We start from the raw sequence: 24,928 nt of genomic DNA on the forward strand, positions 1-24,928 counted from the left end.
CATTCCTCTTTTGACCCGGCGGCAACGCTCACCGGATCATGACGTAATTACTGGCCACTTAATACCCTCGCCGGATCAATTCGGCTTGCGCGACGCGCCGGATACCAGCTTGCCAGCAGACTCAGTAAAAGTGCTGTAACCAGCACATAAAAAACATCCAGCCAGTGCAATTCAGACGGCAGGAAGTCAATAAAATAGATATCGCCCGACAGGAACTGATGCCCGATCAGGGCCTCAAGACCGTTGATAATCGGCGTCAGCTGCAATGAAACCACCACGCCGATAACCACACCGCACAGGCTGCCCAGCAGCCCCGCCAGCAGACCATACCAGACGAAGATGGCACGAATAAGACCATCTTTTGCGCCGAGGGTGCGCAGCACCGCGATGTCGCCGCTCTTGTCTTTCACCGCCATCACCAGCGTGGAGACGATGTTAAAGCAGGCCACGCCGATCACCAGCACCATCGCCAGGTACATAATGGCGCGGATCATCTGGATATCACGATACATATACCCGTAAGTGCCGATCCAGCTCTTGATGTAGACATAGCTGTCGGTCACTTCCCCGGCGTCGCGCACCAGTTTGTTGGCGTTGAAGACGTCGTTAACCTTGATGGCGATCCCGGTGACGCTGCTGCCCATATCGAGATACTGGCGCGCATCTTCCAGCGGCACCATGGCAAAGCTGTGATCGAGCTGACCGCTTAGCTGCAAAATACCGGTCACGTGCAGACGCACGCGCTTCGGCTGCTGCAGCTTATGATCGGCGCTGGCGTTCGGGATCATGATCGACACCCAGTCGCCCTGCTTCACTTTCAGCGCGTCGGCCACCCCCTTACCGAGGATAATCTGCTGATCGCCAGCTTTAAAATTGGCCCAGGCCTCTTTCTGGATAAACTGTGGCAGCGCGCTGAGCTTCTCTTCCTGGCGCGGGTTCACCCCTTTCACCTGGATAGCGCGCAGGTTTGCGCCGCTCTCCACCAGCCCGGTGAAATTGATATAGGGCGCAGCCGCGGCAATGCCCGGCACCTTTTCCACTTTATTCAGGGCGTCGTTCCAGTTATTCCACGGCTGGTTAACCGGCTCAATTTCGCCGTGCGGCACGACTGCCAGAATGCGGTTGTTCAGCTCACGCTCGAAGCCGTTCATGGCGCTGAGGCCAACAATCAGTACCGCCACGCCCAGCGCGATACCGACGGTGGAGATGACCGATATGAGCGACACCATGCCACTGCGGCGGCGACCCCGGCTAAAACGCAGGCCGATGAGTAACGATAACGGTGAAGCCATCAATCTGCCCCCATCAGGGTCAGTTCGGTATTCAGGCGACCGTCACGCATCTCCAGCTGGCGGGACATGCGTTTTGCCAGCTGCAGATCGTGCGTCACCACCAGGAAGGCGGTGCCCTGGGAGGCATTCAGTTCGCCGAGAAGCTGGAAGATGCTGTCGGCGTTGCGGGCATCCAGGTTACCGGTCGGTTCATCCGCCAGCACCAGGCGCGGATTATTCACCAGCGCCCGGGCAATCGCCACACGCTGGCGCTCGCCGCCGGAGAGCTCGGAAGGCCGATGATTACCGCGGTGGCCCAGCCCGACCGCTTTCAGCATATCGCTGGCGCGGGCGTTGATTTCAGCCGGTTTCTTTTTGCCGATCAGCAGCGGCATCGCCACGTTTTCCAGCGCCGTAAAGTCCGGCAGCAGGTGGTGGAACTGATAGATAAAGCCCAGCTCGCGGTTACGCAGATCGGCCTTCGCGCTCGATGACATCGAACTCAGCGGCGTGCCGGAGAAGACCACATCGCCGGAGGTCGGCGTATCCAGCCCGCCAAGCAGGTGCAGCAGGGTACTTTTCCCGGAGCCGGAGGTGCCGACGATCGCCATCATCTCCCCTTCCCCGACGCTGAAGCTGACATTGTGCAGGACATCCGTCTGCACCGTGCCTTCCTGATAGCGTTTGCACAGGTTGTCGCATTGCAACAGGATCTTATTCATAACGTAAAGCCTCAGCGGGTTGGGTGGCGGCAGCGCGCCATGAAGGATAAAGCGTAGAGAGTAAGGCAACGGCCATCGCAGCCAGCGCAATGCCCACTACCTGCAGCGGCTCAATGGCCACCGGCAGTGCCGCGCCGTCGAGCAGCGCGCCGATAATCGGCATTAAATTATTAAGCTGGCTGGCAAGCAGCGTACCGAGCAGCGCGCCGAGCAGCGCGCCGACAATCCCGGCGCTGGCGCCCTGCACCATAAAGACCGCCATGATCTGCCGCGGCGTCAGCCCCTGGGTTTGGAGGATCGCCACTTCGCCCTGCTTCTCCATCACCATCAGGCCCAGCGAGGTAATGATGTTAAAGGCGGCAACCGCCACAATCAGGCTCAGGAGCAGGCCCATCATGTTTTTTTCCATCCGCACGGCCTGAAACAGCTCGCCCTTACGTTCGCGCCAGTCCTGCCATTGGGTGCCTTCCGGCAGGGTTTGCTGGCTTAACACATCGACCTTCAGCGGCTCGTTGAGCCACAGACGCCAGCCGGTGATATTGCCGAGCGGGTAACGCATCAGGCGCGACGCGTCCTGGATATTGACCAGCATCTGATAGCCGTCCACTTCGCTGTTGGCGGCGAAGGTGCCGATCACATTAAACAGGCGCTGGCTCGGGAGCCGCCCCATCGGGGTAAACTGGCTGGCAGACGGCACCATCACCCGTAGCTGATCGCCGCGATTGACGCCGAGCTGGCCGGCAAGCTGTTCGCCGAGAATGACGTTGTACTGGCCGGGAGCCAGATCGCCCTGTTTGACGTTGACCAGATACGGCGTCAGGGGATCCTTTTGCGCCGGGTCGATGCCGAGCATCACCCCGACCGCCACGCTGCGGGCGCTCTGTAGCACCACGTCACCGGAGGTGATCGGCGCCACGCGGCTTACGCCCTGGAGCTTGACGGCGCTTTGTGGCAGCTGCTGCGGATTCACCGACCCGCTGCTGGATGAGAGGATCGCCTGCGGCATCAGCCCCAGAATGTTATTTTGCAGCTCGCGCTCAAAGCCGTTCATGACGGAGAGAACCGTCACCAGCGCCATCACGCCAAGCGTAATGCCAATGGTTGAAAGCCAGGAGACGAAGCGACCGAAGCGGTCCGCGGCGCGCCCACGCATATAACGTAAGCCTATGAATAGTGCGACAGGTTGGTACATGAAATCCGTCTGTTTGCTGATAGCAGACCCACGAGTATATAAGCGAATCCGCTAAGGGTAAATGACTGAAACCGTAAGCTTTGCTTATCATTTGTCTGAAAAAGCGCGGTAAATCAGCGTAATACCCCCTTTCGTAAGACGACCTGCCCCGCGCAGGTGTTTGCAGCTTTTCTGAAAAACATCCGGATACAGACTCTTACCCATTACATCCCGCCCGCCGCGCAACACACTTACCCGCTCGATTAAGGTAATAACAGGCCCCGGAACGCGATGAAACAAAAAGCACTATGGATTAACCAGATAAAAGGACTCTGCATCTGCCTGGTGGTGATTTACCACTCGGTGATCACCTTTTATCCCCATCTCGAGGCGCTGCATGCTCCCCTTTCGGTGCTGCTCGCCAAATGTTGGGTAACGTTCAATCTCTATCTCGCCCCGTTCCGCATGCCGGTGTTCTTCTTTATTTCGGGGTATCTGGTCCGGCGCTACATTGACGAGGTCGACTGGAAAACCTGCCTGGACAAACGGCTCTGGAGCATTATCTGGGTGCTGGCGCTGTGGGGAGTATTACAGTGGCAGGCGCTGACCCATCTCAATGCGTGGCTGGCGCCGGAGCGGGATCTCAATACCGCGTCGAACGCCGCCTATGCCGACTCGTTAAGCGGCTTTATCACCGGCATGCTCACTGCCAGCACCAGCCTGTGGTATCTCTACGCTCTGGTGGTCTATTTTACGCTCTGCAAGCTGCTGAGCCGCTGGCGGACGCCGCTGGTCGTGCTGCTGGCGCTCGCCAGCATCGCCATCAACTTTATGCCGCTGCCGTGGTGGGGGATGAACAGCGTGGTGCGTAATATGATCTATTACAGCCTCGGGGCCTGGTACGGCGTGCAGCTGATGGCTTGGATGCAGAGCCGGGTGTGGCGCCGTGACGCGCTGGCGGTAGCGGCGTTCGGGGCGGTCTCCGTCGTGCTGTGGTTCGTCGGGGTTCCCCTGCCGCTGTCGCTGCTGTCGATCCTGCTGATTATGGCCCTGTTCTACCGCCTGGAGCAGCGCTTCGCCGTGGGCCCTGACAATGTGCTGAACGTGGTTGGCTCCAATACCATTGCGATTTACACCACCCACCGCATTCTGATCGAAGGGGTCAGCCTGTTAATGATCCACCAGTTGAATGGCGGTACCTGGCCGGTGTGGGCAGAGCTGACGCTGGTGCTCTTCTACCCGTTTGCCAGCCTGCTGATCTGCACCCTGGTGGGGCTGGGGGCGCGTAACCTCTCCCGCGCGCTGGCCGGTGATATTTTCTTTACCCCACCCGCCCGGCTGACGCTGGTTCAGGCGACACGCTAGCGCGCCTGTGAGAGGGGGGCTTTGCGCTGCGTGCGGTTACGGTTTGCTAATGTAAAACGATCAAGGATAATAAAGACATTGTGTATCAGTGATATGCCCATACGAGATCCTGACAAAGCCATGCCTGAACAAAATCGTTTTTCCCTGCCCGTCAAAGCGGGCGACCAACGCCAGTTAGGTGAACTGACCGGGGCAGCCTGCGCCACGCTGGTGGCGGAAATTGCAGAGCGTCATCAGGGCCCGGTGGTACTGGTCGCGCCGGACATGCAAAACGCCCTGCGTCTGCATGATGAGATCCGCCAGTTCACCGATCAGCTGGTCACCAGCCTTGCCGACTGGGAGACGCTGCCTTACGACAGCTTCTCGCCGCACCAGGAGATCATCTCCTCGCGCCTCTCCACGCTGTATCAGCTGCCCTCCATGCAGCGCGGCGTGCTGATTGTGCCGGTCAATACCCTGATGCAGCGCGTCTGCCCGCACAGCTATCTGCACGGCCACGCGCTGGTGATGAAAAAAGGCCAGCGCCTCTCGAGGGACGGCCTGCGCGTGCAGCTCGACAGCGCGGGCTATCGCCATGTCGATCAGGTCATGGAGCACGGGGAGTACGCCACCCGCGGCGCGCTGCTCGACCTCTACCCTATGGGCAGTGAACAACCTTATCGTCTGGACTTTTTCGACGACGAAATCGACAGCCTGCGCCTGTTTGATGCCGATACCCAGCGCACGCTGGAGGAAGTGGAGGCCATCAACCTGCTGCCGGCCCACGAATTCCCGACCGACAAAACCGCTATTGAGCTCTTCCGCAGCCAGTGGCGCGATAAGTTTGACGTCAAGCGCGACGCCGAACATATCTACCAGCAGGTGAGCAAAGGCACCCTGCCGTCAGGGATCGAATACTGGCAGCCGCTGTTCTTCAGCGAGCCGCTGCCAGCCCTGTTCAGCTATTTCCCGGCCAACACGCTGGTGCTCAACACCGGCGATCTGGAGACCAGCGCCAGCCGTTTCGAGAGTGAAACCCGCGCCCGCTTTGAAAACCGGGGGGTTGATCCGATGCGCCCGCTGCTGGAGCCCGAGCTGCTGTGGCTGCGCACCGATGAGCTGTTCAGCGAGCTGAAACGCTGGCCGCGCATGCAGCTCAAAACCGACAGCCTGCCGGAGAAAGCTGCCAATACCAACCTGGCCTACCAGCCGCTGCCGGACCTCGCGGTGCAGGCGCAGAACAAATCGCCGCTGGATAACCTGCGTAAGTTCCTCGAATCCTTTACCGGCCCGGTGATCTTCTCTGTGGAAAGCGAAGGGCGCCGTGAGGCGCTGGGCGAGCTGCTTGGCCGCATTAAGGTCGCACCGAAGCGGATCCTGCGCCTGGACGACGCCAGCGGCAACGGACGCTACCTGATGATCGGCGCCGCCGAACATGGATTTATTGATACGCTCAATAATCTGGCGCTGATCTGCGAAAGCGATCTGCTGGGTGAGCGCGTGGCGCGCCGCCGTCAGGACAGCCGCCGCACCATCAACCCGGACACGCTGATCCGCAACCTGGCGGAGCTGCATCCCGGCCAGCCGATTGTCCATCTGGAGCATGGCGTAGGCCGTTACGCCGGGATGACCACCCTGGAAGCGGGCGGCATCAAGGGTGAATACCTGATGCTGCTGTACGCCAACGACGCCAAACTCTATGTGCCGGTGTCGTCCCTGCACCTGATCAGTCGCTACGCGGGCGGTGCGGAAGAGAATGCCCCGCTGCACAAGCTCGGCGGCGATGCGTGGGCGCGGGCGCGGCAAAAAGCGGCGGAGAAAGTGCGCGACGTAGCCGCGGAGCTGCTGGATATCTATGCCCAGCGCGCGGCGAAGGCGGGCTATGCCTTCAAGCATGATAAAGAGCAGTATCAGCTCTTCTGCGACAGCTTCCCGTTTGAAACCACCCCGGATCAGGCCCAGGCGATTAACGCCGTGCTGAGCGACATGTGTCAGCCGCTGGCGATGGATCGTCTGGTCTGCGGCGATGTGGGCTTCGGGAAAACCGAAGTGGCGATGCGCGCCACCTTCCTGGCGGTGGAGAATAACAAGCAGGTGGCGGTGCTGGTGCCCACCACCCTGCTGGCACAGCAGCACTACGACAACTTCCGCGACCGCTTTGCCAACTGGCCGGTGCGCATCGAGATGATGTCGCGTTTTCGCAGCGCCAAAGAGCAGGCGCAGATCCTGGAGCAGGCAAGCGAGGGCAAGATCGACATTCTGATCGGTACCCATAAACTGCTGCAGAGCGACGTGAAGTGGAAAGATCTGGGGCTCTTGATTGTCGACGAAGAGCACCGCTTCGGCGTGCGCCACAAGGAGCGCATCAAAGCGATGCGCGCCGATGTCGATATCCTGACCCTCACCGCCACGCCGATCCCGCGCACGTTAAATATGGCGATGAGCGGTATGCGCGATCTGTCGATTATCGCCACGCCGCCTGCCCGCCGTCTGGCGGTGAAAACCTTTGTCCGTGAGTACGATAACCTGGTGGTGCGCGAGGCGATCCTGCGTGAAGTGCTGCGCGGCGGCCAGGTTTATTATCTCTACAACGATGTCGAGAATATCCAGAAAGCGGCGGACCGTCTGGCGGAGCTGGTGCCGGAAGCGCGTATTGCCATCGGCCACGGGCAGATGCGCGAGCGCGAGCTGGAACGGGTGATGAACGATTTCCATCACCAGCGCTTTAACGTGCTGGTCTGCACCACCATCATCGAAACCGGTATCGATATTCCTACCGCCAATACCATCATTATTGAGCGAGCGGATCACTTCGGCCTGGCCCAGCTCCACCAACTGCGTGGCCGTGTCGGACGTTCGCACCATCAGGCCTATGCCTGGCTGATGACCCCACACCCGAAAGCGATGACCCCCGATGCGCAGAAGCGTCTCGAAGCCATCGCCTCGCTGGAAGATCTGGGCGCCGGTTTTGCGCTGGCCACTCACGACCTGGAGATCCGCGGCGCGGGCGAACTGCTTGGGGAAGATCAGAGCGGCTCGATGGAAACCATCGGTTTCTCGCTCTACATGGAGCTGCTGGAAAACGCCGTCGATGCCCTGAAGGCGGGGCGCGAGCCGTCGCTGGAAGATCTCACCAGCCAGCAAACGGAAGTGGAACTGCGGATGCCGTCCCTGCTGCCGGATGATTTTATCCCGGACGTTAACACCCGCCTGTCGTTCTACAAACGCATCGCCAGCGCCAAAGACGAAGCCAGTCTGGAAGAGATAAAAGTGGAGCTGATCGACCGCTTTGGCCTGCTGCCGGATGCAGCGCGTAACCTGCTGGATATCGCCCGTTTACGCCAGCAGGCGCAGAAGCTCGGGATCCGCAAGCTGGAGGGGAATGATAAAGGCGGCATGATTGAGTTTGCCGAGAAGAACCATGTCGATCCGATGTGGCTGATCGGCCTGCTGCAAAAACAGCCCCAGCACTTCCGGCTCGATGGACCGACGCGCCTGAAATTCACCCAGGATCTGGCGGAGCGCAAAACCCGCATGGACTGGGTACGTAACTTTATGCGTCAGCTTGAAGAGAATGCCGTAGCCTGACCCTGTGCCGGGCTACCATCGGGTCGCCCGGCATGATTTTCCCTGCGCAATTTACAACTCTTTGCAATCCCCCTGGACTTCCCGACACACTCATTCGCCATAATTATCAATTAACGTTCAGATAATAATAATCTTTATTGCTATGGATTCTGGTGATGATAAAAACGTCGCGTTTTACCCGTTGGATATCGGTGGTTGCGCTCCTCGCGACCGTAGCGCTTGCCCTGCCCGCCCAGGCGAATACCTGGCCCCTGCCCCCGGCGGGTAGTCGGCTGGTGGGCGAAAATCGTTTTCATGTGGTGGAAAACGATGGTGGTTCGCTGGAGGCGATTGCCAAAAAATATAACGTCGGTTTCCTGGCGCTGCTGCAGGCTAACCCTGGCGTCGATCCCTACGTCCCCCGTGCAGGCAGTGTTCTGACCATCCCGCTTCAGACCCTCCTCCCCGATGCCCCGCGGGAAGGGATTGTGATCAACCTGGCTGAACTGCGGCTCTACTATTATCCGCCGGGTAAAAACGAGGTCACGGTTTACCCCATCGGTATTGGCCAGCTGGGGGGCGATACCCTGACGCCAACTATGGTCACCACGGTGTCGGACAAACGCGCCAATCCGACCTGGACCCCAACCGCCAACATCCGCGCCCGCTATAAAGCCCAGGGTATCGATCTGCCAGCGGTGGTCCCCGCCGGACCGGATAACCCGATGGGTCATCACGCCATTCGCCTGGCTGCCTACGGTGGGGTCTATCTGCTGCACGGCACTAACGCCGATTTTGGCATCGGCATGCGCGTCAGCTCCGGCTGTATTCGCCTGCGGGACAATGACATCGAGACGTTGTTCCGTGTGGTCCAGCCCGGTACCAAAGTGAATATCATGAACACGCCGATTAAGGTGTCAGAAGAGCCTGGCGGCGTGCGCCTGGTGGAGGTACATCAGCCGCTGTCGAAAGCGCTGAATGACGATCCCCAGACCCTACCGATTGTCCTGAATGCTGCGCAGCAGGGCTTTAAAGCCAGCGCTGACGAGGTCGTTATGGAGCGCGCCATGGAAGCGCGTTCGGGTATGCCGGTAGATGTGACGCCTCACCCCGCTACCCAGGCGCTGTAGCCTTAACAGATAAAAAAACGCTCTGCACAGGCAGAGCGTTTTTTTTCGCAGTGGCATTAATGAGGGTTAAGCCATGCTTATTTGTAGATCACTGCAGTACCGTGCAGGGTGTTCGGGCCGGTTACAGAAGTAATACGGAAAGATTTCGCCCCCATTTCATCCGCTTTTTGCGCTAACTGGCTTTCAAGAGAGCTCAGGTTAGTCCCGGCGTTCGCAGAGATGGTGCCCACCTTTTGTTGATCGGCAGGGGTAGACTGAACTTCAACCGCAGCGAAGCTGGCAAATGAGAGTGAGCTGAGTACTGCAGCGGCGATGATTGTTTTTACGTTTTTCATGATAAGGACCTTTTGCAAGTGAACGGGATGTCGTAAGCATTAACTTAACGATCGATAACAAAATGATAGATGTGATCTACATCACACGTCAATTTATTTTTATAACGATCATTAAAATAATTTTAAAAGCGTTTAAATTCATATTGATATGATGAATAAATTTTTATTCATGCGGCGCTGGCTGCGGAAAGGGATTATTTTTATAATGGTCGTTCAACAATCCAACAGAGGTACAACGGCTCATGACAACCGATGACACGCGTTGCGAAAAGAAAAGCCGTGGCCGACCAAAAGTGTTCGACAGGGAAGCGGCGCTGGACAAGGCCATGACGCTGTTCTGGCAGCATGGGTATGAAGCCACATCACTGGCTGACCTGGTTGCCGCGACGGGGGCGAAAGCGCCTACGCTGTATGCAGAATTTACCAATAAAGAGGGGCTGTTCCGGGCGGTGCTGGATCGCTATATCAGCCGTTTTGCCGCCCGCCATGAAGCGCAGCTGTTTTGCGAGGAGAAGCCCGTTGAACGGGCGCTGGAAGACTATTTCACCGCGGTGGCGACCTGCTTTACCAGCAAAGAGACCCCTGCGGGATGTTTTATGATTAACACGTCGGCCACGCTTGCAGCCTCTTCTGAAGAGATTGCCCATACGGTTAAATCTCGCCATGCCATGCAGGAAGAGACGCTGTGCCAGTTTTTACAGCAGCGTCAGCAGCGCGGTGAGATCCCGGCGCAGTGCGATCCGAAGAAACTTGCCCAATATCTGAGCTGCATTTTGCAGGGTATGTCCATCAGTGCCCGCGAAGGGGCCAGCCTGGAAAAACTGCTGACTGTCACCCAGATAACCCTGCGGTTATGGCCTGAACTGCTGAAAGTCTGATTTTCAGGGCGGCCTGCCGCCCTGCTCCCCCTTTTCTCGCCGCAGCTTCCGCTATACTTCGTAGAAAGATAGTTAAAAACTATCACCACGGCTTCACCGCTTGCTATGCTTAACCAGTGATTATTGATGTACTAATGATTAGTTGCATTAGTTATGGTGAAGGCGTTCTGGCTATTCACATTCAGAAGGAGAATATAATGGTTTTGCTGTTACCTTTTTTTAAGGTGTTAATAGGCATTACATTGTTATTCGGTCTCTGGGTTTTATGTGGTGGGTCAGTTTTATTTGCTTTTCTTTCCGTCCTGATAACGGGATTTATGTTACTGCGCCAGTATAATGAATTCGACCTTTGACCCCGTCACCCAGCAGCATCTCCAGGAAAGACCTTACTTCTGGCGCAAGTCGCCCCGCTGTTAAGGTCTTTTTTATGCGCAAAAAAAGCTCCCCAGCCTGAGCGAATGGGGAGCTAAATGCAGAGAACAGATTTTTTTATGCTTTGTTATTCAGTACCAGCTGGCCGTCGCCATTAAGGGGGATCTGCGTGCCGGGATCTTTATCCATACGGATCTTGCCCTGCTGATCGCCAATTTTGTAGGTTACATCGTAGCCGAGCATTTTTTCTGACTTGTCATAGACCGTCTTACAGCGCTGCTCGGTGGTGGTGTAGGTATCACGCTCCTGCAGGGCACCCTGCGCCTGGTTCCCCGCGTAACCGCCACCCAGTGCGCCCACGACCGTCGCGACATCTTTACCCCGTCCGCCGCCAAACTGATGACCAATCACCCCACCGGCCACCGCACCCAGTACAGAACCGGCAATGCGGTTTTCATCCTGTACAGGACGGCGATGCGTTACGGTCACATTGCGGCACTCCTGACGCGGTGTTTTCACCGTCTCTTTAATAGGCGTAGCCGAAACCACCTGCGCATATTGTGGGCCACGATCAAAAACATTAAGACTGGCAACTGCCGCCACACCTAATGCGGCGACCACGCCAATCCCTATACCTGCCACCATGGATTTATTCATGTGACGTTCTCCTTTGTATTGCTATTGGTAACAATTCTGCGACTAAAGGTGTGTGCAGGCAAATCAGAGAAAGGATTAAAAATGTGGGAACAAGCGCAAAATGAGCCGGTTTAGGAGGACTCTTAGACCCTGTGAGGGCGATTTACAGAACGATATGCTGAAAAAGCCCCTTCGCGAGAGCGAAGGGGCAAAGCCGTTAGTGCAGCTTAAGTCGCGGTCGGATGACGCGGTTGATGCTACCTACCAGCATCATCAGCCCGGTTTTGAAATAGCCGTGCAGCGCAATCTGGTGCATACGGTACAGCGAAATGTAGACGAAGCGGGCAATACGTCCTTCTACCATCATCGAACCGCGCATCAGGTTACCCATCAGGCTACCGACGGTGGAGAAGTTCGAGAGCGACACCAGTGAACCATGATCTTTATAGACATAGTTCTTCAGAGGCTTGCCCTTCGCCTGCGCCAGAATATTGTGCAGCGCCAGGCTGGCCATCTGGTGTGCGGCCTGGGCGCGCGGTGGCACGAACCCACCTTCCGGACGGGCACAGGAGGCGCAGTCGCCAATGGCAAAGATATCCGGGTCGCGGGTGGTTTGCAGCGTCGGCTCCACCACCAGCTGGTTAATGCGGTTGGTCTCCAGTCCGCCGATCTCTTTCATGAAATCAGGGGCTTTAATGCCTGCCGCCCAGACCATCAGATCGGCTTTGATATGTTCGCCATCTTTGGTGTTCAGACCCTGTTCATCGGCACTGGTGACCATCGTCTGAGTCAGAACACGCACGCCCAGTTTGGTCAGCTCGTTGTGCGCCGCGCCGGAGATACGCGGCGGCAGCGCAGGCAGAATACGTTCGCCCGCTTCCACCAGCGTCACGTTCAGCGCGTCGTTGGTTAAGCCTTTGTAGCCATAGCTGTGCAGCTGTTTCACCGCGTTGTGCAGCTCCGCAGAGAGCTCAACGCCCGTCGCGCCACCGCCGACGATAGCGATATTCACCTTGCCGCTTGCGCCGAGGTTATTGGAATATTTCAGGAACAGGTTCAGCATCTCCTGATGGAAACGACGCGCCTGGTGCGGGTTGTCGAGGAAGATGCAGTTCTCTTTCACGCCCGGCGTGTTAAAGTCGTTGGAGGTACTGCCCAGCGCCATCACCAGCGTGTCATACGCCAGCTTGCGCTCCGGCACCAGCAGCTCGCCCTTCTCATCGCGCAGCTCTGCCAGGGTAATGGTTTTGCTTTCACGGTTGATATCCATCACCGAGCCCAGCTGGAACTGGAAACCGTGGTTGCGTGCATGCGCCAGATAGCTCAGGGCGTCAACGCCCTCATCCAGAGAACCGGTCGCCACTTCATGCAGCAGCGGTTTCCACAGGTGGCTGTGGTTGCGATCGACAAGCGTAACTTTGGCTTTTTTACCGCGTCCGAGCTTCTTACCCAGCTGCGTAGCCAGTTCCAGACCGCCAGCACCACCACCCACAATCACTATCTTTTTCAATGGCGTAGTCAACGTGACCCCCTAAATTATTAACCAATTGTTAACTAAAAGTTATGAAAATAACCTTTAATTAACAACAGGTTACATCGCTGAAACCGTTCAATGGACATGAGAATAACATGTTCGGTGCATTGGTCATACCAAAATTGATATGCATCAAGTTTTGCCGCTTAAAATTCACCCAAGCTTAGCAAAAAGAAAGCCCGGCTCACCTGCGTGGCCGGGCTTAGTTGAAAAAATGAGCCTTATCCTAAAGTCTTGAACGCTTTGATCCGCTGCAGATGAGGGGCGATATTTTTGAACTTGTGGGTCTGCTCTTCATCCCAGACAATTTCGTAGTAGTGGTGCAGCAGCTCCGCGGCTCGCGGGCTGTTCAGCGCCTCATCGTTGCGGGAGAGGATCACCAGACAGCGATCGCGGTTCTTCTCGCGAAAGTTGCTCACGCACTTGGTGGCGATATCAACGTACTCTTCCGGCCGGTCGATCTTGCCTTCCATGTTCTCGTTCGGGAACAGGTTAGGGTTGAACACCACCTGGCGGATATCACACAAGAACCCTATGCGCTCCGCCCAGTAGCCTCCCAGACCGACACCACAGATCAACGGGCGCTCGTCAACGTTCAGCTGCAGCATCTTGTCCACTTCTTTCAGCAGATGCTGCATATCATGTTTCGGATGGCGCGTACTGTAGCTAATCAGCCGCACATCCGGATCGATAAACTGCAGTTGCAGGACCTTCTCGTGATTCCCGGGACTGTTCGAATCAAAACCGTGCAAATAGATGATCATCGTATCCTCGTCACACTACGCTTGTCAGGAGGGATCATTGCCCCGTTTTATGCGCTTCCCAGCGCTCATGAAGCGCTTCAAGTTGAGCATTGACGGCTTTCCAGCGTGCTGAATCCCGCAGTTCCTGACGGCTAAAAGAACCTTTATGATACAATTGTGTAACACGTTCAGCCTTGATCGGCGACAGGTTATCTAACACGCTTACTGCGCCTTTACGATTATTGCAGACCAGGATCATATCGCAACCTGCATCCAGCGATGCCTGACCGCGTTCAGCGTAGCTCCCCATGATCGCCGCCCCTTCCATCGACAGATCGTCGGAAAAAATCACGCCATTAAAACCGAGTTCCTGGCGCAGGACGGTTTTTAGCCAGTGCGGCGAGCCGCTGGCCGGACGCGGATCGACGTCGGCATAGATCACGTGCGCGGGCATGATGGCATCAAGCTTATTGTCGCTGATAAGCGATTTAAAAATCGACATATCCCTGGCGCGGATCTCCGCCTGTGGCCGTGGGTCACGCGGGGTTTCTTTGTGGGAATCTGCCGTAACGGCGCCATGACCCGGAAAGTGTTTCCCCGTGGTTTTCATCCCGGCTTCGTGCATGCCGTCGATAAAGCGGGTCGCCATTTGCAGCGCCTTCTGCGGTTCGTCATGGTATGCACGCTCACCGATGGCGGCGCTGATATGGCCGACGTCCAGCACCGGGGCAAAGCTGATATCAATATCCATGGCAATCATCTCGCTTGCCATCAGCCAGCCCGCCTCCTGCGCCAGCTTGCCCCCCTCTTCCAGCCCAAGCAGCGCGGCAAACGACTGGGCAGCGGGCAGACGGGTAAAGCCGTCGCGGAATCGCTGCACGCGGCCTCCCTCCTGATCCACCGCCACCACCAGCCGGTGACGGGAGGCCTCCCGGATCTGGCGAACCAGCTCGCGCAGCTGCGCCGGATCGTGATAATTACGCGTAAACAGGATCAAGCCGCCTACCAGCGGGTGCGCCAGAATTTCGCGCTCCTCCGCATCCAGCTCATAACCTTCCACATCCAACATGACCGGACCCACACGAACCTCCCTTATTCTGTTGTTTCTAACTGGCGCCAGATCTCATCGGCCAGCGTCATAAATTGTTTATCTTGTGATTGCTGCCAGCGTAGCTCAAACCAGCCTGCCATCAGCATCAGTACCCAGGGACGCCAGCGCTTCACCTGGCGTTGCAGCGGCGTCAGGTCAAGCTGAGCAGCATGGGCGTAAGCGGCGAGCAGCTGCTGACGCTCTGCGTCACTGTCCGTCCAGACGCTTGCCAGCTCCAGCGCCACATCTCCGTCACCCGCGTACTCCCAGTCCAGCAGCCGGATACCGGCATCCGTATGCACGATATTACCGGCATGAACGTCCATGTGCAGCGGCGCCAGCCGCAGTGGGCGCGGCTCCCCCCGTTTTTGCAGACGTTTGTGCCATCGCAGCCATAGCGGCGTGCGCCGGGTGGGCGAGGCCTGGAGCCAGTACTGCTCCAGTAGCGGCATCAGGGTGATACGCCAGCCAAACACGGGCTGTTGATGGAGATGATACAGCATCCCGGCCAGTGCGGGTGCAGCGGGCAACCTGGTTTTGACCTCCCCCGCCAGATAGTCCACCGCTATCCAGCCCGGACTGTAAAAGTGCGGCTGAGGAACAATGTCGGCGGGAAGATGGCGCAGGGCATGGTACTGACGGCGAAAATGAGCAGGCGTTGCCAGGGCATCATGACGCTGGCGTAGCACCAGACGACGCGCAGCATGCTCAATAATGCAGCTCGCGCCGCTCAACCCGGTATGGGACGGCGGCGCGACGATGCGAAACTGCGGAAAATAGCGCGACAGCAGCGTGTCGCGCGTCAGGTTACTGTTGCTGAACTGCACCTTTACCCGACCAGATAATCTCACCTGTCTGAACCAGCATCAGCTGCATTTGCAGCGCCGGGGAATTGACGTTGCCGGTTGCGCTGGAGTAAAGCACATACTGCGCGCCCACGTTACGGGCAATGCCGATGGCTTTACTGCGTGAGCCCAGGCTGTCCTGCGGGGAAAGGCCCAACTGCTGCTTGGCGACAGCAAGCTGCTGCGCAGACACCAGCGTAAATTTGCCGTTATTGGCCAGCGCATTACGCAGCGTTTCGGTCGCCTCACCAGCATTCAGGCTGCCGTTAGTGCGGTTGTTGACGCTGTCCACCAGCAGCACGCTGCCTGCGTTAACGCCCTGCGCCTGGAGCATCTTACCGACCATAGGCTGCATTGCGCCGTTCCAGTCGTAGTGACGTTCACGCGGTGCAGGCTGGGCGGGCTCTTCCTGATGCTCTATCGGACCAGGCTGCGCGGGAACGCTCGGCACGGTAGGAACAACAGGAACCGGCTGGGTTGGCTGAACCGGCTGCTCGACGCCCGGTTTGACCTCTTCCACCGGTGCTGGTGGTTGCTCAGTGCGGCTAATACAGCCCGACAGGAACAGTGCAAAAGCCGTGACAAGCGCGTAACGACCGATCTGTTTAATCAAAATTCACCCCTCAGAGATATAAATAAAGTCTGACCTTATGCGCACCCAGATAATTTGCGCTGCCATATAGCTTAACCGACGATTTTGCCGGAATGGTTACGCTGCGCGGCGCCTCAAGTGGATGCATTTCCAGGCCGCGGGCGTCATACCAGAAAAAACGGTAGTGTACGGTAACTGGCGCATCTCTTTCATTGAACAGCACAGAGGAGGCGGACGGTTGAATTTCGCTGACCGACAGCGAAGGCTGATCGGCGGTAATCCCTGCCGCCAGCACCGATGACTCCATAACCAGCGTTTGATCGTCATTAACGGGAATCGACGGTTGCGAACTGCATCCCGCCAACGCTATCACCAGCGCCGCCATCCATCCTCTTTGCATCTTAAAGACCTTTATGCGCCAGCATCGGGCCCAGCGGACGACCGCCCAGCAGATGCATATGAATGTGATAAACTTCCTGACCACCGTGGCGGTTGCAGTTCATGATCAAACGGTAACCGTCCTCGGCAATGCCTTCCTGCTCAGCAATTTTCGCTGCTACTGTCAGCATACGGCCTAATGCCAGTTCATGCTCAGTTTTCACGTCATTAACCGTCGGAATCAGAATATTAGGAATAATGAGGATGTGCGTAGGCGCCTGGGGGGAGATGTCGCGAAAAGCGGTAACCAGTTCATCCTGATAGATGATATCTGCCGGGATCTCGCGGCGGACAATTTTACTGAAAATGGTTTCTTCAGCCATGAGGTTTTCCTTATTCATTAGTCTGGCGACGAGCCCGGAAACAACCCGCCCGGTGCAGGCGCAATATTTTGTGGCAAGACTAAAGAGTATGAGCGACTTTCTCCTGTCCTTTCAACCTTATCCCATGAATTCTTTGCGTGTGCGGCCCGATCTGCTCGCGGAGTAACCACCTCCCCTCCACCCGCTCTGAAACATTATTTCACTTACCGCCGCAACATCTGTTTACAGTGATAAATCGAATGCGTATATTTCGCATTTGCATTTTCATGCGCAATTTATACCTAGAAAAATGATTTCAGTCCGTCGATACGGGACTGATGCACACCATTCACCGTTCATAAGGGTTTAATGATGTCTTTCACCATTCAATCCAGGGAAGGGCAATCCCGGTCTGTCGCAACACCTTCGTTGCTGGCAGCCTGCATTGCTATGGCATTGATGCCAACCACCGCTTTCGCCGCCTCCACCGAAGATACCGTCATTGTTGATGGTTCTTCTCAGTCGGACGCCTCCGCTGATGACAGCCAGGACTACAGCGTAAAAGCCACGTCCGTGGGCACCAAAATGCAGATGATCCAACGTGACATCCCGCAGTCGGTCACCATCGTCAGCGAACAACGTATGGAAGACCAGCAGCTTCAGACCCTGGGCGAAGTGATGGACAGCACGATGGGGATCAGCAAAAGCACGACTGACTCCGATCGCAGCAACTATTACTCCCGTGGTTTCGAAATCGACAACTACATGGTCGATGGCATCCCAACCTATTTTGAGTCGCGCTGGAATCTGGGTGATTCCCAGTCTGATATGGCGCTGTTTGAACGCGTCGAAGTCGTGCGCGGCGCCACCGGGCTGATGACCGGGACGGGTAACCCGTCGGCGGCCATCAATATGGTGCGCAAGCATGCCACCAGCCGTGAATTTAAAGGCAACCTGTCTGCAGAGTACGGCAGCTGGAACAAGCAACGTTACGTGATGGACATGCAAAGTCCACTGACGGAAGATGGCAACCTACGGGCGCGTATTGTGGCGGGTTATCAGGACAGCGACTCCTGGCTCGACAACTACAATCAGAAGCGCACCTTCTTCTCCGGGATCCTGGACGCGGACCTGGCCACCAGCACTTCACTGTCGGCAGGCTACGAATACCAGCGTATCGACATCAATAACCAGACGTGGGGTGGTTTGCCGCGCTGGAACACCGATGGCAGCGTCAGACATTACGATCGCGCGCACAGCACCTCACCTGACTGGGCTTACAACGACAAAGAGTTCAACAAGGTCTTCTTCACGCTGAAGCAGCGCTTTGCCGACAACTGGCAGGCCACGTTGAATGCGACCCATACCGAGGCGAAATTCGACAGTAAAGCGATGTATCTCGATGCTTACGTCAATAAAAGCACCGGTATGCTGGAAGGCCCTTACGTGAACTACGGTCCGGACTACGGCTACATTGGCGGCACCGGCTGGAACAGCGGCAAGCGTAAAGTAGACGCAGTGGATCTCTTCGCTGACGGCGGCTACGAGCTATTGGGTCGCCAGCACACCATGATGATCGGCGGCAGCTTCAGCCGTCAGACGAACCGCTACACTAACTCGTGGGCCAACGTCTACCCGGAGGAGTTCGGCAGTTTCTACGACTACAACGGTTACTTCCCGGAAACCAACTGGGGATCGCAGTCGCTGGCCCAGGATGACACCACGAATATGAAATCGCTGTACGCCGCGACGCGCATTTCCCTGGCCGATCCTCTGCATTTAATTCTTGGCGCCCGTTATACCAACTGGAGCATTGAAACCCTGACCTACGGCATGGAGAAGAACCATACCACCCCTTATGCCGGTCTGGTCTACGACATCAATGACAACTGGTCAGCCTACGCCAGCTATACCTCTATCTTCCAGCCGCAGAACTACCGCGACAGCTCGGGCAAGTATCTTGATCCGATCACCGGGAATAACTACGAAGCGGGCCTGAAATCTGACTGGATGAACAGCCGTCTGACCACCACGCTCTCTGTCTTCCGCATTGAGCAGGATAATCTGGGCCAAAGCACCGGCCGGACGATTCAGGGATCAACGGATACAGCTTACGAGAGCGTAGACGGTACCGTGAGTAAAGGCGTGGAGTTTGAAATCAACGGCGCGCTGACCGATAACTGGCAGATGACCTTTGGCGCAACGCGTTACGTGGCGGAAGATAACGATGGCAAGGCGGTAAACCCGCAACTGCCGCGGACCACGGTGAAACTCTTCACCAGCTACCGCCTGCCGGCGATGCCTGAGCTGACCGTTGGCGGCGGCGTTAACTGGCAAAACAGCGTCTACACCTATCAGGACACCCCTTATGGCACCTGGCGTGCATCGCAGGGCAGCTATGCGCTGGTGGATCTCTTTACCCGTTATCAGGTCACAAAGAACTTCTCCCTGCAGGGTAATGTGAATAACCTCTTTGATAAGACATACGACACTAACATTGAGGGCGAAATTGTCTATGGCGAACCGCGTAACGTGAGCCTGACCGCAAGCTATCAGTTCTGATAAAGCATGCAGCGTCTAAGGGAGCCAAATGGCTCCCTTTTTTGTGCGCGCTGTTCGCCGGGTGGCGGCTGCGCCTTACCCGGCCTACGGTTCGTGCGGTTGTTGCCTTTGTAGGCCGGGTAAGTGTAGCGCCACCCGGCATGCCACAAACTACAGATATAAAAAAGGCAGCCATTCGGCTGCCTTAGTCTCCCCAGGTCACAACTTAGTTGCTGCGGATGTACTCATCCATTTCGGTTTTCAGGTTATCGGATTTAGTACCGAAGATAGCCTGTACACCGGAACCTGCAACAACTACGCCAGCTGCGCCCAGTTTTTTCAGACCCGGCTGGTCAACTTTCGCAACATCGGCAACGCTAACACGCAGACGAGTGATACATGCGTCCAGGTTAGTGATGTTCTCTTTACCGCCGAAGGCTGCAACCAGTGCCGGAGCCATTTCGCTGGTCGCACCCGCTTTGCTGTCTTCTGTTGCATCTTCACGACCTGGTGTTTTCAGGTCCAGCGCTTTGATCAGCACACGGAAGATGGTGTAGTACAGCACCGCGTAGCCCGCACCAACGATTGGGAACAGCCACAGTTTGCTGCTGTTACCGGACAGGACGATAAAGTCGATCAGACCGTGCGAGAAGGAAGTACCGTCACGCATACCCAGCAGGATACAGATTGGGAACGCCAGGCCAGCCAGAATCGCGTGGATAATGTACAGGATCGGCGCAACGAACATGAAGGAGAACTCGATCGGCTCGGTGATACCGGTCAGGAACGAGGTCAGCGCTGCGGAGATCATGATACCGCCCACTTTTGCACGGTTCTCTGGTTTAGCAGAGTGCCAGATTGCAATCGCAGCAGCCGGCAGGCCGTACATTTTGAACAGGAAGCCGCCAGACAGTTTGCCTGCGGTTGGGTCGCCTGCCATGTAGCGTGGGATATCGCCGTGGAAGACCTGACCCGCAGCGTTGGTGAATTCGCCGATCTGCATCTGGAAAGGAACGTTCCAGATGTGGTGCAGACCAAACGGCACCAGGCAACGCTCGATGAAGCCGTAGATACCAAACGCCACAACCGGGTTCTGGTAAGCCGCCCACTGAGAGAAGGTCTGGATAGCGGAACCAATCGGTGGCCAGATGAAGGAGAGGATCACACCCGTGAAGATCGCCGCCAGGCCAGAGATGATTGGAACAAAACGCTTACCGGCAAAGAAGCCCAGATACTCAGGGAGCTTGATGCGATAGAAGCGGTTAAACATATACGCCGCAATAGCACCCGAGATGATACCGCCCAGAACCCCGGTGTCAGCCAGGTGTTTAGCAGCGATCTCTTCCGGTGGTAAGTGCAGCACCAGAGGTGCAACCACAGCCATGGTTTTAACCATGATGCCGTAGGCAACGACAGAGGCCAGCGCAGATACGCCGTCGTTATTGGTGAAGCCAAGCGCAACGCCGATGGCGAAGATCAGTGGCATATTAGCAAAAACAGAACCGCCTGCTTCCGCCATCACATGAGAAACTACGGCTGGCAGCCAGCTGAAGTTTGCAGAACCGACGCCCAGCAGAATACCTGCGATAGGCAGTACGGATACCGGCAGCATCAGCGATTTACCGACCTTCTGCAGGTTAGCAAATGCATTCTTAAACATAATTGAGAGTGCTCCTGAGTATTTGTGCTTTTTTTACGTTTTCACGCATTGGCCCGGGGGGAGAACCGTGCCGTGGACAGGACATCTAAGCGCCCTTTATTTATTACGCAGAGTAAAATAAATCTGCGGATCTTTGTTTGACGGCTATCACGTTTCAGCGTTCGTTACCTGAAAAACTTTCAGATTTTTACAAAATAGATGTCTAAATGTTACCAGAAACGCATTCACCGCCCCTGTTTGGGCGGTGAACTTTACTCGCTTTAGCTATTAATTACGAGCCCAAAAAAAACTGACGAATCATACTGATTGCAGGCGGGAGGGGTCAATGTGAAACAGACTGGCGAAGTTATGAGTGGTAATGCGTGCCAGTTCTTCAACATCGACGCCTTTCAAAACGGCCATATACTCGGCCACATCCCGTACCATCGCGGGTTGGTTCTCTTTACCGCGGTGCGGTACCGGTGCCAGATAAGGGGAATCTGTCTCCACCAGCAGGCGATCGAGCGGGACGTATCGCGCAGCGTCGCGAAGCTGCTCTGCGTTACGGAACGTCACGATCCCGGAAAACGAGATATAAAAACCCAAATCCAGCAGTTTGCCCGCTGTTTCTCTGTCTTCAGTGAAACAGTGTAGTACGCCACCACAATCCGTCACCTTTTCTTCTGACAGGATCGCCAGCGTATCGGCACGGGCATCGCGGGTGTGGACAATCACTGGCTTGTTCAGCTCCCGGCCAATACGGATATGATCGCGGAATGATTCCTGCTGACGGGCTTTCGTTTCCGGAGTGTAAAAATAGTCCAGCCCGGTTTCACCCATCGCGACGACGCCCTCTTCCGCCGCCAGACGGCGTAAATCCTCGACATCATAGGCCTCATCCTGGTTCAGCGGATGCACGCCGCAGGAGAAAACGACATTGTCGCGCACGCCCACCAGCTCACGCATGGTGCGGTAGCCCGGTAACGTCGTGGCGACCGCCAGACAAAATTTCACATCGCGGGCTGCGGCTTTTTCCAGCACGTCATCGACGTTTTTATGCAGGGATTGATAATCCAGGCCATCAAGATGGCAGTGTGAGTCGACTAAAAACATAATGTCTCTCTCAGAGATGGGATACAGGCAGCGTTGTGCCCGGTTGCAGGTAATGCTCGATAGTGAGTAACAGGTCGGTCAGCACAAGCTCCCGATTCAGCCCCGTTACGCTGAGTAATTGTTCGCGACACTGGCATACGTCATGAAGGATAGCCCGTAATGCCACTCCTGGCAGGCGCCGGGCGAGGCTGTTTACCAGCTGCCAGGCATCGGCATTGCTGATCAAGGTCGCCCCCTGCTGAATTTTAAGGGCATCCAGCAACAATGCCGCCAGCCAGTGCAGACGATCGGGCGCCTGTTCATGATTGAGCACCGGCAGCAGACTCATCCAGTCACCACTGTCAGGTACAGCCCCAAGCGCCTGGCAAAGATGTTCGCGTTGTCCCCAGACGTTGGGCTGCAACAGCGCCAGCGCGGCTGCAGGCGCGCCGCCGCACAAACGCAGCGCGCTGAGCGCCGCTTCTTGTGACGTTGTCACTTCTCGCGCAAGCCAGCTGATAGCCCACGCCTCCTGCGGCACGTTGAGATGATGCAAGCGACAGCGGCTTCGGAGAGTCGCCAGCAACCGTCCGGGCTCACGGCAGGCCATCAGGAACCAGGTATTTTCCGGCGGCTCTTCCAGGGTTTTTAACAGCGCGTTGGCCGCAGCTTCGGTCAGCTGGGCGGCATCCTTGACCCAGACCACTTTCGCCCCGCCAAGCCGCGCGCGCTCGTAGAGCTTCTCGCTGACCGCGCGAACCGCATCAATACCCAGCGTCGTTTTGCCCTTCTCTGGCTCAAGCGCGTAATAATCCGGGTGCGTCTGCGCCTGCATCAACTGACAGCCGCGGCACTGGCCACAGCTTTTATGCCCCTGGGGTTGCTGGCACATCAGAAAACGGCTGATAGCGTAGATCAGCGCATCATCGCCCATTCCCGGCAGCGACTGGATCAGTAACGCATGATGCCCCCGACCGGACTGATAGCTGTTCACCAGCTGTTCTAAGTGCGGGCGCAACCATGGATACCATTTCATGCCTGTTGTTCCTTCAGCCAGTCGGTGACCGTTTTACGAATGGCGTCCATCACCGCTTCCAGTGGCTGGGTGGCGTCGATGGTGCGGATGGTGCTGTCCTGCGCGGCCAGCTCAAGATAGCGGGCGCGGGTACGGTTGAAGAAGTCCAGCGACTCCTGCTCAATACGATCCAGTTCGCCACGGGCGCGGGCGCGCTTCAGGCCCACTTCTGGCGTCACGTCGAGATAGAGCGTCAGGTTCGGGCGGAAATCCCCCAGCACCGCATCGCGCAGCGTGGCGAGCATCGTCTGGTCAATGCCGCGGCCACCGCCCTGGTAAGCCTGGGTGGAGAGATCGTGGCGGTCGCCGATGACCCAGCACCCACGTGCCAGCGCAGGTTTGATGACGGTTTCGACCAGCTGGACACGCGCGGCGTAGAACATCATGACTTCGGCTTTATCCGTAATGACTTCATCGCCGACCGATTTAATGTCCAGCACCAGACTACGCAGTTTTTCCGCCAGCTGTGTGCCGCCCGGTTCGCGGGTGAAGATCATCTCTTCGATGCCGCACTGTTTTAGCGTCTCGACGACCGTATCGCGTGCGGTGGTTTTCCCGGCGCCTTCCAGCCCCTCAATGACGATGTAGTTACTGCGCATTTTTTTCCTTAAGTGCCTTCAGATAGTCCTGGACCGAACGATTATGACCGGCAAGATTGGTGTTAAAAGTATGTCCACCCTTTCCGTCAGCGACGAAATAGAGATACGGCGTTTTGGCCGGATGCGCGGCGGCATTCAGCGATGCCTGACCCGGCGTGGCGATCGGCCCCGGGGGTAATCCGCTAATGACATAGGTATTATAATCCGTTGGGGTTTCGAGATCTTTACGCGAAATGTTGCCCTTGTAGTTCTCACCCATCCCGTAAATCACCGTAGGGTCAGTCTGCAGCCGCATACCGATACGCAGACGATTGATAAACACAGAGGCCACCTGATCGCGTTCGCTGGCGACCGCCGTCTCTTTCTCGACGATAGAGGCCATGGTCACGAACTGGTTCTGATCTTTATACGGCAGGTTTTCCATCCGCCCTTCCCAGGCTTTATCCACGGCTGCAACCATCTTTTTATGCGCACGCTGCAAGAGTGCTACATCGGTGGTGCCCGCGGTGTACATCCAGGTATCGGGCCAGAACCAACCCTCTATCCTGTCAGGATGCTCAAATTTCAGGGCCTCGGCGACGGCGGCATAGCTGTCGTCCGGCAACGTATGCTTGATGTAGGGCGCATCGCGCAGCTGCTTCAGGTAGTCGCTAAGACGCATCCCTTCGACAAAACGCAGCGGGAACTGCGCCTCTTTACCGCTTTCAAGCAGCTCCAGCATCTCCTTCACAGTCATTCCTGGCGTAAAGCGGTACGTACCGGCTTTAAAATGCGACAGCTCCGGCTGCACGCGTAATAACCACTGGAATACCCGCGGGCGGTTAATGATCTTGTCGCCGTACAGCTGCTCACCCAGCGCCAGCCGTCCGGTACCGGGTTTCAGGGTAAATACCGTCTCGTCGGCGATCAGGATTTTGCTCTCCGCCAGCTGGCGAACTTTCCACATCCCCACGCCAGCGGCAATGCCCAGCACGACAACGACGAGGAGAATAAAGCGCAACATTTTCTTCAT

General features: G+C 56.7%; 22 protein-coding genes. 5 read left to right on the forward strand and 17 right to left on the reverse strand.

Annotated features, from left to right (window positions below; translation table 11 throughout):
- Positions 1 to 47: 47 nt before the first annotated feature.
- The 3 genes from lolE to lolC are packed head-to-tail and all read right to left on the reverse strand — an operon-like array spanning position 48 to position 3,185.
- Positions 48 to 1,292 carry a lipoprotein-releasing ABC transporter permease subunit LolE gene (gene lolE, locus ACT3IC_RS00485; RefSeq protein ID WP_156654291.1) on the reverse strand — a complete coding sequence of 415 codons (1,245 nt, stop codon included), beginning with the start codon at positions 1,290 to 1,292 and terminating at the stop codon, positions 48 to 50.
- Positions 1,292 to 1,993 (reverse strand): lipoprotein-releasing ABC transporter ATP-binding protein LolD, encoded by a 702-nt coding sequence (gene lolD / locus ACT3IC_RS00490; RefSeq protein WP_103179117.1) that lies wholly within the window; start codon positions 1,991 to 1,993, stop codon positions 1,292 to 1,294. Before lolD ends, lolE begins: the two co-directional genes overlap by 1 nt.
- Positions 1,986 to 3,185 (reverse strand): lipoprotein-releasing ABC transporter permease subunit LolC, encoded by a 1,200-nt coding sequence (lolC, locus tag ACT3IC_RS00495; RefSeq protein ID WP_159339141.1) that lies wholly within the window; start codon positions 3,183 to 3,185, stop codon positions 1,986 to 1,988. Before lolC ends, lolD begins: the two co-directional genes overlap by 8 nt.
- A gap of 270 nt (positions 3,186 to 3,455) precedes the next feature.
- Here lolC and ACT3IC_RS00500 point away from each other — a divergent pair, with 270 nt between their 5' ends.
- The 3 genes from ACT3IC_RS00500 to ldtC all read left to right on the forward strand — a co-directional run bounded on the left by ACT3IC_RS00500 (position 3,456) and on the right by ldtC (position 9,205).
- The gene (locus ACT3IC_RS00500; RefSeq protein ID WP_159339142.1) at positions 3,456 to 4,529 is read left to right on the forward strand and encodes an acyltransferase family protein; all 1,074 of its coding nucleotides are present in this window, start codon (positions 3,456 to 3,458) and stop codon (positions 4,527 to 4,529) included.
- 120 nt (positions 4,530 to 4,649) lie between these two features.
- On the forward strand, positions 4,650 to 8,096 hold the full coding sequence (gene mfd, locus ACT3IC_RS00505) for a transcription-repair coupling factor (RefSeq protein WP_103179114.1): 3,447 nt from the start codon (positions 4,650 to 4,652) through the stop codon (positions 8,094 to 8,096).
- Between the two features lie 152 nt (positions 8,097 to 8,248).
- Entirely contained in the window at positions 8,249 to 9,205 is a 957-nt protein-coding gene (ldtC, locus tag ACT3IC_RS00510; RefSeq protein ID WP_139156332.1) for a L,D-transpeptidase LdtC, read from the forward strand.
- 77 nt (positions 9,206 to 9,282) lie between these two features.
- Here ldtC and bhsA read toward each other — a convergent pair whose 3' ends face one another.
- Positions 9,283 to 9,540, reverse strand: a complete 258-nt coding sequence (gene bhsA / locus ACT3IC_RS00515) for a multiple stress resistance protein BhsA (protein WP_103179112.1) — start codon at positions 9,538 to 9,540, stop codon at positions 9,283 to 9,285.
- Positions 9,541 to 9,782: 242 nt separating this feature from the next.
- On the opposite strand from bhsA, the gene ACT3IC_RS00520 reads away from it, so the two are divergent.
- Positions 9,783 to 10,418 (forward strand): TetR/AcrR family transcriptional regulator, encoded by a 636-nt coding sequence (locus ACT3IC_RS00520; protein ID WP_156654288.1) that lies wholly within the window; start codon positions 9,783 to 9,785, stop codon positions 10,416 to 10,418.
- A 489-nt stretch (positions 10,419 to 10,907) separates the two neighbouring features.
- On the opposite strand, the gene ACT3IC_RS00525 is transcribed toward ACT3IC_RS00520, so the two are convergent.
- The 8 genes from ACT3IC_RS00525 to hinT all read right to left on the reverse strand — a co-directional run bounded on the left by ACT3IC_RS00525 (position 10,908) and on the right by hinT (position 16,991).
- On the reverse strand, positions 10,908 to 11,447 hold the full coding sequence (locus ACT3IC_RS00525) for a glycine zipper 2TM domain-containing protein (protein ID WP_103179110.1): 540 nt from the start codon (positions 11,445 to 11,447) through the stop codon (positions 10,908 to 10,910).
- Between the two features lie 196 nt (positions 11,448 to 11,643).
- On the reverse strand, positions 11,644 to 12,948 hold the full coding sequence (locus ACT3IC_RS00530; protein WP_103179109.1) for an NAD(P)/FAD-dependent oxidoreductase: 1,305 nt from the start codon (positions 12,946 to 12,948) through the stop codon (positions 11,644 to 11,646).
- Between the two features lie 233 nt (positions 12,949 to 13,181).
- Entirely contained in the window at positions 13,182 to 13,724 is a 543-nt protein-coding gene (gene ycfP, locus ACT3IC_RS00535; protein ID WP_103179108.1) for an alpha/beta hydrolase YcfP, read from the reverse strand.
- Between the two features lie 34 nt (positions 13,725 to 13,758).
- On the reverse strand, positions 13,759 to 14,784 hold the full coding sequence (nagZ, locus tag ACT3IC_RS00540; protein WP_473475749.1) for a beta-N-acetylhexosaminidase: 1,026 nt from the start codon (positions 14,782 to 14,784) through the stop codon (positions 13,759 to 13,761).
- Between the two features lie 11 nt (positions 14,785 to 14,795).
- On the reverse strand, positions 14,796 to 15,620 hold the full coding sequence (gene thiK, locus ACT3IC_RS00545) for a thiamine kinase (protein ID WP_473478849.1): 825 nt from the start codon (positions 15,618 to 15,620) through the stop codon (positions 14,796 to 14,798).
- Positions 15,601 to 16,251, reverse strand: a complete 651-nt coding sequence (gene lpoB, locus ACT3IC_RS00550) for a penicillin-binding protein activator LpoB (protein WP_103179105.1) — start codon at positions 16,249 to 16,251, stop codon at positions 15,601 to 15,603. Before lpoB ends, thiK begins: the two co-directional genes overlap by 20 nt.
- Positions 16,252 to 16,261: 10 nt before the next feature.
- Entirely contained in the window at positions 16,262 to 16,630 is a 369-nt protein-coding gene (locus ACT3IC_RS00555) for a YcfL family putative periplasmic lipoprotein (protein ID WP_103179104.1), read from the reverse strand.
- Between the two features lies 1 nt (position 16,631).
- Complete coding sequence (gene hinT / locus ACT3IC_RS00560; protein WP_139156331.1) at positions 16,632 to 16,991, reverse strand: purine nucleoside phosphoramidase; 360 nt, start codon at positions 16,989 to 16,991, stop codon at positions 16,632 to 16,634.
- A 351-nt stretch (positions 16,992 to 17,342) separates the two neighbouring features.
- Between hinT and fhuE the strand changes: the two genes are divergently transcribed.
- The gene (gene fhuE / locus ACT3IC_RS00565; RefSeq protein WP_156654286.1) at positions 17,343 to 19,532 is read left to right on the forward strand and encodes a ferric-rhodotorulic acid/ferric-coprogen receptor FhuE; all 2,190 of its coding nucleotides are present in this window, start codon (positions 17,343 to 17,345) and stop codon (positions 19,530 to 19,532) included.
- Positions 19,533 to 19,737: 205 nt separating this feature from the next.
- Here the strand turns inward: fhuE and ptsG are convergent, their stop codons facing one another.
- From ptsG to yceG, 5 genes are all read right to left on the reverse strand, one after another.
- Entirely contained in the window at positions 19,738 to 21,171 is a 1,434-nt protein-coding gene (ptsG, locus tag ACT3IC_RS00570; RefSeq protein WP_156654285.1) for a PTS glucose transporter subunit IIBC, read from the reverse strand.
- A gap of 297 nt (positions 21,172 to 21,468) precedes the next feature.
- Positions 21,469 to 22,263: a metal-dependent hydrolase gene (locus ACT3IC_RS00575; protein ID WP_103179099.1), complete on the reverse strand. Its 795-nt coding sequence runs from the start codon at positions 22,261 to 22,263 to the stop codon at positions 21,469 to 21,471.
- A gap of 10 nt (positions 22,264 to 22,273) precedes the next feature.
- On the reverse strand, positions 22,274 to 23,278 hold the full coding sequence (holB, locus tag ACT3IC_RS00580; protein WP_473475755.1) for a DNA polymerase III subunit delta': 1,005 nt from the start codon (positions 23,276 to 23,278) through the stop codon (positions 22,274 to 22,276).
- Positions 23,275 to 23,916: a dTMP kinase gene (gene tmk, locus ACT3IC_RS00585; protein WP_156654283.1), complete on the reverse strand. Its 642-nt coding sequence runs from the start codon at positions 23,914 to 23,916 to the stop codon at positions 23,275 to 23,277. Before tmk ends, holB begins: the two co-directional genes overlap by 4 nt.
- A complete protein-coding gene (gene yceG, locus ACT3IC_RS00590) occupies positions 23,906 to 24,928 on the reverse strand; it encodes a cell division protein YceG (RefSeq protein ID WP_103179096.1) in 1,023 nt (340 codons plus the stop codon). The genes tmk and yceG overlap by 11 nt, the downstream gene beginning before the upstream one ends.

This window comes from Leclercia sp. GHBNCSD (genome assembly GCF_055805075.1).